This window comes from Bacillus sp. JJ1127, from assembly GCF_036965845.1.
Lineage (GTDB): Bacteria > Bacillota > Bacilli > Bacillales > Bacillaceae_G > Bacillus_A.
Genome location: NZ_JBALQK010000111.1, coordinates 1 through 15,472, shown reverse-complemented (window position 1 = coordinate 15,472; position 15,472 = coordinate 1). Strand labels below are relative to the sequence as shown.

The window sequence follows — 15,472 nt, the reverse complement described above, 5'->3', positions numbered from 1 at the left end:
AATAACAACATTGTGTTAATAATGTGCCCGTACAATATGATTTAGGAGGGGACGAGAATGCAAATAAAATTATCAAAAGCTGTGTTCTTTTTATTACCGGTTGGAATACCTCTAATATTATTTTGGATCATTCCGAATTTAATTAGTTTAGGTATTAGTTTTACAGACTGGGATTTCATGACAAATGACTTTAATTTTGTTGGTTTAGATAACTATTTTAATTTGTTTACACAGGATTCTTTTATACAGGCATTGTTAAATACTCTTTATTTCGGAATTGGGACAGTCGTTCCAACGATTGTATTAGGTTTAGGTTTTGCATTGTTCTTCCGAAAGAAGTTCAGAGGTTCTGCAATTTATCAATTACTAATTTTCTCACCTTGGGTAACGCCGACAGTAGCTGTATCCATTGTATGGTCACTTCTATATGAACCTAAATTTGGAGCTATCAATAAGGTGCTAGGTTTTTTCGGGATACCGGGATTGGACTGGCTGCAGAGTAGTCATACAGCGATGCTCGCGGTCATTATTGTAACAGTATGGAAATTAGTTGGATGGACGATGATTTTCTATATCGGTGCACTAGAGAAAGTACCAGATAGCTTGTATGAAGCAGCTAGTATTGATGGAGCGAATTCATGGCAGAAATTTCGGTATGTAACACTACCGATGGTTTCATCAACAACCTTCTTCTTAGTTGTTGTCAATATAATTTCTTCGGTACAGGCTTATGATCAAATTAAAATCTTAACACAAGGTGGACCGAGTGGATCGACGCGAACGTTACTTTATTTATTCTTCCAACAAGCGTTTGAACAGTTTGATATGGGGTCTGCAACGGCAATCGCATTTATTATATTAATCATTACAATTCTACTATCTGTTATAAACAAGATAATAGGTGACAAGTGGGTGAACTATTGATGAATGATATGAAAAAGACTCCATTAATCATAAAGCATCTCTTTTTAGCTGTAGCAAGTATTTTGTTTGTCTTTCCATTCATATGGATGGTACTTGGTTCGTTTAAAACATCTAGTGAAGTATTACAAGGCGGCTTTTGGCCTAAGGAATTTCACTGGGAAAATTATCGTCAAGTATTAGAAATTCTTCCATTTAACACGTATATATTTAATAGTTTTTATACTTCTTTCATTATTACGATATATGTACTTATTTCGTCTGCGCTCTTTGCTTATATGTTGGCATTTTATAAGTTCAAAGGGAAGAACTTAACGTTTAGTGTTGTCATGGCAACCTACATGATTCCTGGAGCTGTATCGTATGTTCCTGTATATGTGATGTTAGGAAAAGTTGGGTTACTTGATTCACATTTTGGATACATCATTTCTATGGCTGTTAGTGTATTCGGTATTTTCTATTTAAAACAATCATTCCACAAGGTTGGTTATGAAATAGTAGAAGCAGCCAAAATTGATGGAGCAAGTGATTGGCGTATTCTTTGGAAGATTATTTTTCCAATGACGCGATCTTCATTTGTAACATTAGGTTTAGTTACATTTATTGGGAATTATAATAATTATATTTGGCCAGCTCTTATCTTGAAAGATAATACGCAAAAGTTAATTACTAACGGAATTGCTGATTATTTCATTAATAGTTCCTTAGGCCGAGATTGGTCACACATTATGGTTGCAAGTACAATTGCCACGGTGCCGCTCTTAATCGTATTTTTAGTTTTACAAAAATGGTTCCTCTCAGGTGTTACTGATTCAGGAATAAAAGGTTAACTAAATATAAAGGAGACATTCGGGATGAGAAAATTATTCATGCTTCTAGCAATTGTATCATTGTTTGTTAGTGCACTTGCAGGCTGTTCAGGTGGAAAAGGGAGTACTGTTAAAGCAAGTAAAGAGGGAGATAAGATTGTTGTTCCGTTTATTAATGGAGTAGGTGGTTCACTTGCAGACAAAGTAGACAAGATTGTCGAGGAATACAATAAAAGCCAAGACAAATATGTAGTGAAAACAACAAAAGCTGGTAACTACGATGAGTCTTATCAAAAGCTTCAAAGTGGATTTGCGGCAAATAACCAAGAAGCAATTGCGTTGTTAGGTTCAGACGTCATTCAAGAATATGCTAAGAAAAAGTTAATCGTACCTCTAGATGAATATGTTAAAAATGATAAGCAATTTAACAAAGAAGATTACGGAAAAGGTTTTATGAACCAAGCAACAATTGACGGGAAATTATATGGAATTCCTTTTTACGGTACAACTCAAGTTTTTTATTACAATAAAAAAGCATTAGCGGAAAATGGCTTTACTGCTGACGATTTAAAGACGTGGGAAGGCGTAGAAAAAGTAGCGAAAAAAGCAGCAAAACGCGATGCAAATGGAAATGTCACATACGCAGGTTGGATGCCGATGTGGGGTACGACAAACTTAATTGATGCGGTTCGCAGTGCTGGCGGAAATGTATTAAGTGAAGATGGTAAAAAAGTGTTAATCAACGATGACACTTGGGTTACGGTATGGGAAAAATTCCGTACGTGGATTCATGAAGATAAAATTATGAACATTCATTCAGGTGGAACTGGATGGGAATATTGGGATAAAACAATAATCGATCTAGTTGAAGGTAGAACGTTAGGATTTACAGGATCATCTGGTGACCAAGGATTTGTCTTTAAATCGTTAGGTAAAGGAATGACTGAGGAAGAACGCCTTAACACATTTGGAGCATTACCACAACCAGCTTGGGGTAATCATAAACCAGCACCAAAATTAGAAACGTATTTATTCACATTAACGAGAAATGTTGATCCAGAAGTAGCAAAAGGTGCATATGACTTTATGAAATTTGCGACAAGCACTGAGAAAACGGCTGAATGGTCAATGGCAACAGGCTATATCCCTGTTCGTAACAATGTAACAGAGTATGGGCCTTATGCTGAATTTGTTAAAAAACAACCACAAGCATTAGTTCCATTAGAGCAAGCAAATCAATATGGAGTTGCACCATTTACGGATCCAACAGGCGGCAAAATTAATGACGCGTTAAATGTAGCAAAGGATAAAGTAGAAATTGAAGGGGTCCCTGCAAAAAAAGCACTAGATGAAGCAGCTAAGGTTGCGCAGGAAGAGTTGGATAAAGTTCTGAAAAAGAAGAAATAAACCTGTTTATGTATTACTTTGAAGAGAAACGTGAGGTGCTTTTGAACGAAAGAAGTACCTCTATGATTCTATCATTAAAATATAAAAAAAGGTGTGGGAATCATGATTGAAATGAAAGGTACGATGACTCTGTCTCCATTCGTAAAAAATAAACATTCTTTTCTAATGGATTCAACCGATATTGTCAATTTTACATTAACTATTGATCAAGGAATCAGTCGAAAAATTCCGCTTTTACTAATCTTGAGAGACTCTAACGGTTTTGTACGTATACAGTATCAAACACCAATTGTTGACGAAAAACTATTTGTTGCAAAAGATTCAAAGTTTTGTTCAGCTGGTTGTGTTGGAGGGGAAATACCGTCTGGTAATTGGGAATTAGAAGTAGTATATATCCCTCATTGTGCAAATAAAGCAGTAAAGTTTGCCGGAAGAAAAGTTGACTATACAGTAAATATATTAGTGAATGACGAGTTAGAACGAGAATATAATCGAGAGCATTTTTGCAAGGAAAATGTCTTTATTGATGAATACAATTTTGAAAAGGTAATAAATGAAGAGCATCGTTGGTACAAAGGAGATTTTCATGAACACACAAATTTAACGGATGGCGAGATAGATGACGAACTGGGAATGAGCGTATGTGAAAAACAAGAGTTGGATTTTTTATATGCGACGGAACACAACATTGTCATGCCCTCGTATCAAAAAGGAAACACATTAATTATACCATCTATGGAACTTACAACTCCTTACGGGCATTACAATATGTTCGGTATGAAGGAATATGTTAATTTTACAGAGTGTTTCGATGAATCGTTTAACGCTAAAAGCATGAATGAGCTATTTTCTCTCATGAAAGAAAAAGGTTATTTAATTAGCGTGAATCATCCATTTATGAAGCCTTGGGCGAACCAAATTGATATTAACTTAGAAAATGTTCATACGATGGAAATCATGTGTGATCCAACTTATAAAAAGAGCAAACCATCTACTTTGGAAGCTTTAAAGTTCTTCGATCAAATGTGGCTAAATGGTCTTAAAATCTGGGGGATAGGAGGAAGTGACTCTCATTTACACCCATCTAAAACATTCCCAGGATCTAAAGACCCATCGATTTATGGTGACCCAGGAACGTATGTATTATGTAATGGTTTATCTATTAAAAATTTAAAGGATGCTATCTCAAAAGGCAGAATTTATTTTTCTCGATTTAGAAAATTAGAAATAGATATTCAAAACGAAGGTAAAAGCATTTATGTTGGCGATGAGGTTCAAGGAAATATTCGTTACAATATTCATACAGATAAACCGTGTGAGTGGAGATTGATTGTGAATGGCCAAATAATCGAAAAAGAATTCGGCGGCCAAGTGACCTTTGATTTTTCTTTAAATGAAGGAGCATATGCTAGGGTTGAAGGTTGGGAAGATGATGAGTTAGTAGCGTTTATAAATCCTATTCATAATAACGTTAAGCGTCAGAGTATTAAAACATGGTATGAAGTTTTAGGAGGATCAGAAGGTGAATAAAGGAATTATTTTTGATAAAGATGGAACACTAATACAGCTAGATTCGGTCTGGTACAAAATTGTTCATCGTGTGCTAGATGATATATTTCAAATGTATCCAAATGAAAAAAATAAAAGAGATGATTACCTAAAGATTATTGGTATGAGTGATAACGATTTTGAGAGTACAAGTTTACTAGCTTGTCGCACAAATTACTTTATTGCGGCTGCATGGTTTTCGTTATTAGAAAATCAACATGTGAATAAAGAAAACTTTATTCATGATGTATGTGCATTATTCAAAAAACACTCTACAGCAGATGATCTCGTATTTACAGAAGTGGAAGGCGCAAAGGAAACATTACAATATTTAAAAGACCATGGATATGTAATTGGGGTTGTTACAGCGGACGACGTTGATGCAGCTATTCATTCACTTAAAATGACAGGATTATATGATTATGTGGATTTTTTAGGTGCAGATGATGGTGTCAATAAAACAAAACCTGAAAGTGATTTTTATTATATGTTTAAAGAAAAATTCTCACTGGCTGAAGACGATGTGTTAATGGTAGGTGATACATTAACAGACGTTAGATTTGCAAGAAATAGCAACATTAAAGTAGTGGGTGTCTTATCGGGTGCGAGCAGTAAGCAAGACCTGGAAGGCGAAGCGGATTATATTTTAGACAGTATGAAGGATATTACAAAAATTTTATAAAACAACTGTGTGATTAAAACAGTATCTTGGTTCATCGCCGTAACATGGGATTGATTTTTTGAGAATGAATCATTTTGAATACACGGAACGGAGAGTGGCGACTCCTGCGGGAATAGCGAGGGAAGTGAGACCCCGCAGGCTTGCCGAGGAGGCTCGCTCTCGCCCGCGGAAAGCGTCCACTCGGAGTGGAGTGTACACCTATCTATATGTCACCCCCGTCTTTTGGTGATGAACCAGTATCTTTCAAAATAGCTAAAATTATAGGAGGCAATTATGGCTCAGCTATCATTCAAAAATATTTATAAGAAATATGATCATGATGTGACAATCGTAAAAGATTTTAATTTAGAAGTGAATGATGGAGAATTTATCGTTTTGGTTGGACCTTCAGGATGTGGAAAGTCAACGACATTACGTATGATTGCAGGACTTGAGGAGATTTCAGAGGGAGACTTTTATATTGATGGAAAGCGTGTGAATGATGTTACACCAAAAGATAGAGATATAGCAATGGTCTTTCAAAACTATGCTCTTTATCCGCATATGAGTGTTTATGATAACATGGCGTTCGGGTTAAAACTGCGAAAATATAGTAAAACGGAGATTGACCAACGTGTGAAACATGCAGCGAAGATCCTTGGGCTTGAGGAATATTTAGAACGAAAACCAAAAGCACTTTCAGGTGGACAGCGTCAGCGTGTTGCCTTAGGACGAGCGATTGTTCGGAATGCAAAAGTGTTCTTAATGGACGAGCCATTGTCAAACTTAGATGCGAAGCTACGCGTTCAAATGCGTGCGGAGATTACAAAATTACACCAACAGCTGCAAACAACAACTGTGTATGTCACGCATGATCAAATAGAAGCTATGACGATGGCGACGCGCTTAGTTGTACTAAAGGATGGTATTATACAACAAGTCGGTACACCTAAAGAAGTCTATGAAAATCCAGAGAATGTATTTGTCGGAGGATTTATTGGCTCTCCTGGAATGAATTTTTTTAAAGGAACATTAACAGAAAGTACGGTTATGATTGATAAGTGGAAAATTGAAGTTCCGGAAGAGAAGTTGAAAAGTTTGCGAAACAAAGGGTATGCTAATAAAGAAATCATTATAGGGATACGTCCAGAAGACTTTTATTATGGAAAAGCAATTTCAGACTTACCTTATAATGCAAAAGTAACGGTAACGATTGATGTGTCAGAATTAATGGGATCCGAAACATATCTGTATTCCAACATCAATGGCCAATCCTTTGTTGCACGTGTTGACGCCTCTGCTGATGTGCACAGTCAATCAAAGATGGATCTAGCTTTGAATATGGACAAAGTTCATTATTTTGATGCTGAAACTGAAAAACGAATTGTTTTATAGATTATTTCACTAGGCTTATCCCAAATAGGGATAGGCCTTTGTTGTTGATTCACTTCTTTAATTTTTAGCATGTTTGTTTTATATAAATACAAGTTGAAAACTGACATAAAAAACCTTTCTTTTTAGAGGGACGAGAGCATCCGGCCGTGCATAGAAGCCCTGCCCCATACCAGGTTAAAACAGAGAGAGAAACCGAGTGTAAATCACCTTTTGTTCTTCCTAGTAGCGATTTATATGGTGAAAAATTAAAATGGATTGATATAAAAAGAATATATTTCTAAAATGTTACAGGGAATTTAAAGTGCATATGTATGCGGTTTATGTTGGTTTTTTACATTGTTATATTATTGTCAAATAATAAACAAGGAATGTGTAGTTTCCATGGTTATAATGAAAATAGAATGATAGATAATAAGAAAAGAAGGAAAGAAAAATACATGAAACATCCTTGTGAAATAAAGTTCTTTATATTTACACTATTCCCAATATAAAAACTTCTTTTAAATTAGTATGTTAGCGTTTTCATAACTTTTAAGTTATGCTAGAATAAGGACATAAGTTATTAATTATTATAAAAAGAAAAAAGAATTCCTTTTTTCTGTTAATTATAAGGGGGCATTTTATTATGCGTATTGGGGTACCAACAGAAATTAAAAACAACGAAAACCGTGTGGCAATGACACCAGCTGGTGTTGTACATTTAATTCGTAACAATCACGAAGTATTCATTCAAAAGGGTGCAGGTTTAGGATCTGGTTTTACAGATGCTGAGTATGTTGAAGCAGGGGCAAAACTTGTTGATACAGCTGAAGAAGCTTGGAACATGGATATGGTTATGAAAGTTAAAGAGCCAGTTGAAAGCGAATACAAGCACTTTAGCGAAGGTCTAATCTTATTCACATATTTACACTTAGCTCCAGAACCAGAATTAACAAAAGCATTAATTGAAAAGAAAGTTGTTTCTATCGCTTATGAAACAGTACAATTAGAAAACCGTTCTTTACCATTACTTGCACCTATGAGTGAAGTAGCTGGTCGTATGTCTGCACAAATCGGTGCACAATTCCTTGAAAAAACAAAAGGCGGCAAAGGTATCTTACTTGCAGGCGTTCCAGGGGTAAAACGTGGTAAAGTAACAATTATCGGTGGTGGACAAGCTGGTACAAATGCTGCTAAAATTGCAGTTGGACTAGGTGCGGATGTAACAATCATCGACTTAAGTGCAGAACGTCTTCGTCAATTAGATGACATTTTCGGTAACCAAGTAAAAACGTTAATGTCTAACCCTTACAACATTGCAGAAGCTGTAAAAGAATCTGATCTTGTAATCGGTGCGGTATTAATTCCAGGTGCAAAAGCGCCAAAACTTGTAACAGAAGAAATGATTAAATCAATGGAACCAGGTTCTGTTGTAGTAGATATCGCGATTGACCAAGGTGGTATTTTCGAAACAACTGACCGCATTACAACTCATGATAACCCAACTTATGAAAAACACGGCGTTGTTCATTATGCAGTTGCAAACATGCCAGGTGCGGTTCCACGTACATCAACTCTTGCATTAACAAACGTAACAGTGCCATATGCAGTACAAATTGCAAACAAAGGCTACAAAGAAGCTTGCCTAAGCAACTCTGCATTATTAAAAGGTCTTAATACATTAGACGGCTATGTAACATTCGAAGCAGTTGCAGAAGCTCATGGTGTAGAGTACAAAGGTGCAAAAGAATTATTAGAAGAAACTGTATCTTGCTAATTGAGGCATAATACACAATAAAAATCGAACAATATTTTATACAACATGATAGAGCTAAGAGAGAAGACCTCTTAGCTCTTCTTAGTAAAAGGGGGCATACATCGTGGCCAACCTATTTAGAAAGAAATCCGTTACGCAACTGTTAGGTCAAAGTCAAAGTAAGACTTTGACGAAAACACTAGGGGCATTTGACCTAACAATGCTAGGGATTGGTGCGATAATCGGTACAGGGGTTCTTGTATTAACTGGATTAGTAGCAGCAAGAGATGCTGGTCCAGCAGTTATTTTTTCATTTATGATTGCGGCAATTGTTTGTGGATTTGCAGCATTATGTTACGCAGAGGTAGCATCTACACTGCCCGTCTCAGGTAGTGTGTACACATATTCTTATGCAACAATCGGTGAGTTTGTAGCCCATTTAATGGGATGGACGTTACTATCAGTATATGTTTTAACAACGGCAGCGGTAGCTGGTGGATGGACAGGTTACTTCCATAACCTGATAAGTGGATTTGGATTAGAAATTCCAAAAGCGCTGTTAACGATTCCATCACAAGGTGGCATTGTGAACTTGCCAGCAGTGGTTATTACATTAATATTAACTTGGTTATTATCGCGTGGTATGAAAGAAAGTAAACGTGTAAATAACGCAATGGTATTAATTAAAATTGGTATTGTTGTCTTATTTATTGCAGTTGGTGTATTCTACGTAAAACCGGAGAACTGGGTACCATTTACACCGTACGGCATAAATGGAGTCTTTGCCGGAGCGGCAGCAGTATTCTTTGCTTTCTTAGGTTTTGATGCATTGGCAACTTCAGCAGAAGAAGTAAAAAATCCACAACGTGACCTTCCAATTGGTATTATTGCTTCGTTAGTTATTTGTACAATCATTTACGTTGCAGTTTGTCTCGTTATGACTGGTATGGTTTCTTATAAAGAATTAGATGTACCAGAAGCGATGGCTTATGTACTAGAAGTGGTAGGACAGGATAAAGTAGCTGGTGTAATCGCAATTGGAGCTGTAATTGGTATTATGGCTGTAATTTTTGCTTACATTTATGCAACAACACGTGTATTCTTTGCAATGAGCCGTGACGGTTTATTGCCAAAATCTTTTGCGAAAATTAATGAGAAGACAGAAGCACCAATATTTTCAACTTGGTTAACAGGAATTGGCAGTGCTTTAATTGCCGGATTTATCGATTTAAAAGAATTGTCGAATTTAGCGAATATTGGAGCATTGTTAACATTTGCGATGGTTGGTGTCTCGGTTATCATTCTGCGTAAAACGCATCCGAATTTAAAGCGCGGATTTATGGTACCGCTTGTGCCAATCTTACCGATTATTTCAGTCGCATGTTGCTTATTCTTAATGCTAAATTTACCATTAACAACATGGATATACTTTGGTGCTTGGTTAGCAATCGGAGTAGTTGTGTACTTTGTTTACTCGAAAAAACATAGTCATTTAAAAGAAGATGCAAGTTCGCAAGATAGCTTAGAAAAAGCTAATTAAGGGGATATAATGAATTGTAAGCCTTGTGCGCCTAGGGAGCGCGCAAGGCTTTTTCTTTTGTACAGAGGAGGAAAAAGTAGCATTTTGTAGAAATTTGTATGTTGAAATATATAAAGGGGTGAAACAATGGTTGTAAAAGATGAATTCAAAATCGTTGTTGGTGCAGGAGAATTTAATAATAATCCAGGTTGGTTACATACGAATGAAGAAGAATTGAATTTATTAAAAAGAGAAGATTGGATCAAAAGGTTTAATCCTAACTCTTTAACGGCAATTTTAGCAGAGCATGTATGGGAACATTTATCGTATGAAGAAGGCATAGAAGCAGCGAAAGTATGTTATGAATTTTTAAAGCATGGTGGTTATATTCGGTGTGCGGTTCCGGATAGCTTTTTCCCAGATGAAGAATACCAAGAGGGTGTACAAGTTGGGGGACCCGGACCGTTAGATCATCCAGCGGCGAGTCATAAAATTGTTCACAATTATAAAACGATGACATCCATGTTTGAGAGTGCGGGATTTCAGGTGAGGCTTTTGGAGTATTGCGATGAAAGTGGAGATTTTCATTATAATGATTGGGATGAGAAAGAAGGATTTATTTATCGCTCTAAACGTTTTGATCATAGAAATCAGGACGGAAAGTTAGGATTTGCTTCGTTAATTGTTGATGCAGTGAAAGACGAATAGATCTGGATAAAGAGGATGTGCTAAAGGATTAAAGCTTTAGCTGCATCCTCTTTTTGCATGAAGAATATAAAGTATGCGGAGAATATGCTATATATGTTTTAGTTTAAATGTGAACAAAATGTTCGGAAAATTTAGTGCGGATTTTATTGACATATATGAACGATCACTCATATAATAAAAGTATAAGATATATGAATAGTTGTTCATATGTTCAAATGAAGAGGTGAGCTATAATGGCTGAAAATAAAGTAGAAACATGTCAAGAAGCATGTTCTCAAACAATTATCCATGAAGAAGTTGTTGATCAAGTAAAAAGAACCATTCCAGCTAACGAAAGTTTAGGCAAAGTAGCAGAATTATTTAAAGTATTAGGTGACCGGACGCGTACACGTATTTTACACGCATTATTTGAAGCGGAAATGTGCGTATGCGACTTAGCTTATGTACTTGGCATGACGCAATCATCTATTTCACATCAATTGCGTGTATTAAAGCAAGCGAAGCTTGTGAAAAACCGTAAAGAGGGAAAGGTTGTCTATTATTCATTAGCTGACCATCACGTAATTTATATTTTCGAGCAAGCATTCGAACATGTAAATGAAGAATAGAAAAGGAAAGCACAAGGGGGGAGAAAGATGGCAGAAGCACTAGTGAAACGAAAACTTGTGTTAGAAGGGCTAGATTGTGCAAACTGTGCGATGAAAATTGAAAAAGGCGTCGGAGGATTAGATGGTGTTTCTTCTTGCTCTGTGAACTTCGCAACAAAGACAATGATTTTAGAAACAGAACAAAATAAAGAAAATAATGTTGTTGTGGAAGCAAAACAGCTTGTTGCGAAATTAGAACCGCATATTAAAGTACAGGATGAACAAAAAACAAAAGTTGCCAAAGAAGTATTTGTATTAGAAGGATTAGATTGTGCAAATTGTGCGATGAAGATTGAAACAAAGGTGAAAGAAATGCCTGCGGTTTCAGCAGCCTCTGTTGATTTTGTATCGAAAAAATTAAAAATAGAAGTTACGAATAAAAAAGAGCTTGAAACGACGGTACAAGATATAAAAAATATTGTTCATAAGTTAGAGCCGCATGTAAAAGTTGTACGTGAAGAGAAAGGGAGTCATGAGCATAGTCACGATCATGGCGAAGGAACTGTGAAGAAAATGCTATGGCGCTTAGCGATTGGCGGTGTTTTAACAGGCACTGCTGCATTAGCTGAACTACCTCAGATGATGACTATCTCGCTCTTTGTTATTGCATATTTACTTATTGGTGGCGATATCGTTTGGCGTGCTGTAAGAAATATAACACGCGGTCAAGTGTTTGATGAAAACTTTTTAATGGCGGTTGCAACGCTAGGGGCATTCGCCATTAAAGAATATCCAGAGGCAGTTGCGGTTATGTTATTTTACCAAGTAGGTGAACTATTTCAAAATATCGCTGTAAACCGTTCGAGAAAATCAATTACTTCTTTAATGGATATTCGTCCTGAGTATGCGAATGTGAAAATTGGAAATGAAACAAAACAAGTATCGCCAGAAGATGTGCAAATTGGAGATTATATTATTGTTAAACCAGGTGAGAAAGTACCGTTAGATGGGAAAGTAGTTGAGGGAACATCGATGGTAGATACTTCAGCATTAACAGGTGAGTCTGTACCGCGTGAAGTAGAAATTGGTAATGATGTATTAAGTGGTTTTGTGAATCAAAATGGTGTATTAACAATTGAAGTAACAAAAGAATTTGATGAATCAACTGTATCTAAGATTTTAGATTTAGTGCAAAATGCAAGTAGCCGAAAAGCGCCAACAGAAAACTTTATTACGAAATTTGCGCGTTACTATACTCCGGTCGTAGTTATTACGGCAGTGGCATTAGCGTTTATTCCACCACTTATTTTAGAAGGTGCTACATTCTCAGATTGGATTTATCGTGCATTAGTATTTTTAGTTATTTCTTGTCCATGTGCATTGGTAGTATCTATTCCGCTTGGATTCTTTGGTGGCATTGGCGGAGCATCTAAAAGCGGTATTTTAATCAAAGGAAGTAACTATTTAGAAGCATTGAATGATGTGAAACATATCGTCTTTGATAAAACAGGAACATTAACAAAAGGTGTATTCAAGGTAACGAAGATGGAGCCAAGCGGAACAACGACAAAAGAAGAGCTCCTTGAATATGCAGCTTTTGCAGAAGTATATTCAAACCATCCAATTGCACAATCTATTCGGAGTAGCTATGGAAAATCGATTGATGAAAATATGATTGAAGATTATAGCGAAATTTCTGGCCATGGTACAGTTGTGAAAGTACAAGGGAAAGAAATCTTTGCAGGGAATGCAAAGTTAATGAAGAAAGAAAGCATTCCATTCGAGCAACCTCAAACAGTAGGTACACTTGTTCACGTTGCTGTAGATGGTGAATATGCTGGTTATATTGTTATTTCAGATGAGGTAAAAGAAGATTCAAAACAAGCGATTCAAAAGTTAAAAGAACTTGGCATCAAGAAAACAGTAATGTTAACAGGTGATGCGAAATTAGTTGGGGAAGCTGTTGGTAAGGAACTTGGTTTAGATGAAGTTCATGCTGAATTATTGCCGCAGCAAAAAGTAGAAGAAATTGAAAAAATTGATGCGATGAAACAGGCGAAAGAAAAAGTTGCATTCGTTGGTGATGGTATTAATGATACACCAGTATTAGCAAGAGCAGATGTTGGGATCGCAATGGGTGGCTTAGGATCTGATGCAGCCATTGAAGCGGCAGATATTGTTATCATGACAGATGAACCTTCAAAAATTGCAACGGCTGTTAAAATTGCGAAACGTACACGCAATATTGTATGGCAAAATATTATCTTTGCACTTGGTATAAAAGGCATTGTTCTATTACTCGGTGCATTTGGGATTGCAACAATGTGGGAAGCTGTTTTCTCAGATGTTGGCGTTACATTAATTGCAGTGCTAAATGCGATGCGTGTATTGAGAGTGAAAAACTTATAAAATAAAAAGAGAAGCGAATGCTTCTCTTTTTATTTTTGGATATTTTTTGTTACTTGATCCCGAACAGTTTGGATATAACTCATTTTATGATCCCAGCATTTTTGACTTAAATCTACAGGATATTCTTCAGGGTTTAACGTTCTCATATATTCTTCCCAAAATAGTGATAGGGTGCTTTCTGTGTATTTTTGAATGTCTAATATGCTAGGCAATTCATATGTTCTTTTACCGTTTGTGAAAATATCATGATGAAGTTCGCGTGCTTCAAAATTTGTCACGAATTTACTAATATACGTATGAACAGGATGGAACATTTTTAAACGGTCTTCCTGCTCAGGTTCTTCAGATTCTAAAGCAATATAATCGCCTTCTGCATGACTATTAACGCGATTAATGATTCGATAAATTCGCTTTAGTCCTGGTGTTGTGATTTTTTCAGGATTAGAAGAGATTTTAATCGTATCATTTAATGTGCCATTTGTATCTTCAATTGCCACTAATTTATAAACAGCCCCTAATGCAGGTTGCTCAAAGGAAGTGATGAGTTTTGTGCCAACACCCCATACATCGATTTTAGCTCCTTGAGATTTTAAGTGCATAATTGTATATTCATCTAAATCGCTAGAAGCGATAATTTTTGTGTTTGTAAATCCAGCCGCATCAAGTAACTTTCTTGCTTCTTTTGATAAATAGGCCATATCCCCGCTATCAAGACGAATACCATAAAAATCAATGCGATCTCCGAATTCTTTTGCGACTCGAATGGCATTTGGTACACCAGATTTTAATGTGTCGTATGTATCAACTAGAAAGACACATTTTCTATGTGTTTCAGCGTATTTTTTAAATGCAACATATTCATCGCGATACGCTTGAACAAAGGAATGGGCATGGGTACCAGCTACTGGAATACCAAATCGTTTTCCAGCTCGGACGTTACTTGTAGAAGAAAATCCACCAATAAAGGCTGCGCGTGTTCCCCAAAGGGCAGCGTCAAATTCATGAGCACGGCGTGTGCCGAATTCTAAGAGCTCATCGTTGTTTGCTGCATGCTTCATACGTGCCGCTTTTGTAGCGATTAATGTTTGGTAATTCACAATATTTAATAGAGCTGTTTCGATAATTTGTGCTTCACCAAGTGGGGCATCGACACGTAATAATGGTTCATTATTAAAAACAACTTCTCCTTCTTGCATACTGCGAATGGTTCCTGTGAATTTCATGTTTTGTAAATAGTGAAGGAAGTCCTCTTCAAATTGTAATTCTGTTAAATAAGCGATATCACTTTCAGTAAAACGAAAATTTTCTATGTACTCTATAATTTTTTCAAGACCAGCAAAAATGGCATAGCCATTTTCAAATGGAAGCTTCCGAAAATATAAATCAAAAACAGAACGGCGATCGTGAATACCATCTTTCCAATATGTATAAGCCATGTTGATTTGATATAAATCTGTATGTAAGGCATAACTATCGTCTTTATAATGATTCATTGCGAAAACACCTCCGTAATTTGGTTATAGTATACCAATTTTCCCCCTTTTACGCCAAAGAAGTTCATATATATATCAATTAAAAAATCGATATAAAACCCCTCTTTTTAGGTGGGAGAGAGAATCCGGCCATGCATAGAAGCGGTCAGAGCCTTTTCCTGCCCCATGCCAAGTGAAAACAAAGAGAGAAAATAAGTAGCGATCACCTGTTGTTCTTCATAACCGTGATTTATATGTTGGAAAGTCAAAATGGATATATATACATCAATTAAAAAAACGA

The 15,472-nt window shown here is 36.3% G+C and carries 12 protein-coding genes; 11 read left to right on the top strand and 1 reads right to left on the bottom strand.

The features are described from left to right. Positions 1-57: 57 nt before the first annotated feature. From V7183_RS12520 to V7183_RS12470, 11 genes are all read left to right on the top strand, one after another. On the top strand, positions 58-924 hold the full coding sequence (locus tag V7183_RS12520) for a carbohydrate ABC transporter permease (protein WP_097896553.1): 867 nt from the start codon (positions 58-60) through the stop codon (positions 922-924). A gap of 8 nt (positions 925-932) precedes the next feature. After that, on the top strand, positions 933-1,751 hold the full coding sequence (locus V7183_RS12515; RefSeq protein ID WP_097896625.1) for a carbohydrate ABC transporter permease: 819 nt from the start codon (positions 933-935) through the stop codon (positions 1,749-1,751). Positions 1,752-1,775: 24 nt separating this feature from the next. Beyond that, a complete protein-coding gene (locus V7183_RS12510; RefSeq protein ID WP_335359724.1) occupies positions 1,776-3,137 on the top strand; it encodes an ABC transporter substrate-binding protein in 1,362 nt (453 codons plus the stop codon). A gap of 102 nt (positions 3,138-3,239) precedes the next feature. Then, the gene (locus V7183_RS12505) at positions 3,240-4,667 is read left to right on the top strand and encodes a CehA/McbA family metallohydrolase (protein ID WP_335359723.1); all 1,428 of its coding nucleotides are present in this window, start codon (positions 3,240-3,242) and stop codon (positions 4,665-4,667) included. Continuing rightward, positions 4,660-5,367: an HAD family hydrolase gene (locus V7183_RS12500; RefSeq protein ID WP_335359722.1), complete on the top strand. Its 708-nt coding sequence runs from the start codon at positions 4,660-4,662 to the stop codon at positions 5,365-5,367. Before V7183_RS12505 ends, V7183_RS12500 begins: the two co-directional genes overlap by 8 nt. Positions 5,368-5,640: 273 nt before the next feature. Continuing rightward, the gene (locus tag V7183_RS12495) at positions 5,641-6,741 is read left to right on the top strand and encodes an ABC transporter ATP-binding protein (protein ID WP_335359721.1); all 1,101 of its coding nucleotides are present in this window, start codon (positions 5,641-5,643) and stop codon (positions 6,739-6,741) included. Positions 6,742-7,366: 625 nt separating this feature from the next. Further along, the gene (gene ald, locus V7183_RS12490) at positions 7,367-8,497 is read left to right on the top strand and encodes an alanine dehydrogenase (protein WP_335359720.1); all 1,131 of its coding nucleotides are present in this window, start codon (positions 7,367-7,369) and stop codon (positions 8,495-8,497) included. Positions 8,498-8,600: 103 nt separating this feature from the next. Continuing rightward, positions 8,601-10,016, top strand: coding sequence for an amino acid permease (locus tag V7183_RS12485; protein WP_097898805.1), 1,416 nt, complete (start codon positions 8,601-8,603; stop codon positions 10,014-10,016). A gap of 126 nt (positions 10,017-10,142) precedes the next feature. Continuing rightward, the gene (locus tag V7183_RS12480) at positions 10,143-10,703 is read left to right on the top strand and encodes a class I SAM-dependent methyltransferase (RefSeq protein ID WP_335359719.1); all 561 of its coding nucleotides are present in this window, start codon (positions 10,143-10,145) and stop codon (positions 10,701-10,703) included. 233 nt (positions 10,704-10,936) lie between these two features. After that, positions 10,937-11,311 carry an ArsR/SmtB family transcription factor gene (locus V7183_RS12475; protein ID WP_335359718.1) on the top strand — a complete coding sequence of 125 codons (375 nt, stop codon included), beginning with the start codon at positions 10,937-10,939 and terminating at the stop codon, positions 11,309-11,311. Positions 11,312-11,338: 27 nt separating this feature from the next. Further along, a complete protein-coding gene (locus V7183_RS12470) occupies positions 11,339-13,699 on the top strand; it encodes a heavy metal translocating P-type ATPase (RefSeq protein ID WP_335359717.1) in 2,361 nt (786 codons plus the stop codon). A 29-nt stretch (positions 13,700-13,728) separates the two neighbouring features. On the opposite strand, the gene V7183_RS12465 is transcribed toward V7183_RS12470, so the two are convergent. Continuing rightward, complete coding sequence (locus V7183_RS12465; RefSeq protein WP_097898809.1) at positions 13,729-15,192, bottom strand: nicotinate phosphoribosyltransferase; 1,464 nt, start codon at positions 15,190-15,192, stop codon at positions 13,729-13,731. Positions 15,193-15,472 lie beyond the last annotated feature (280 nt).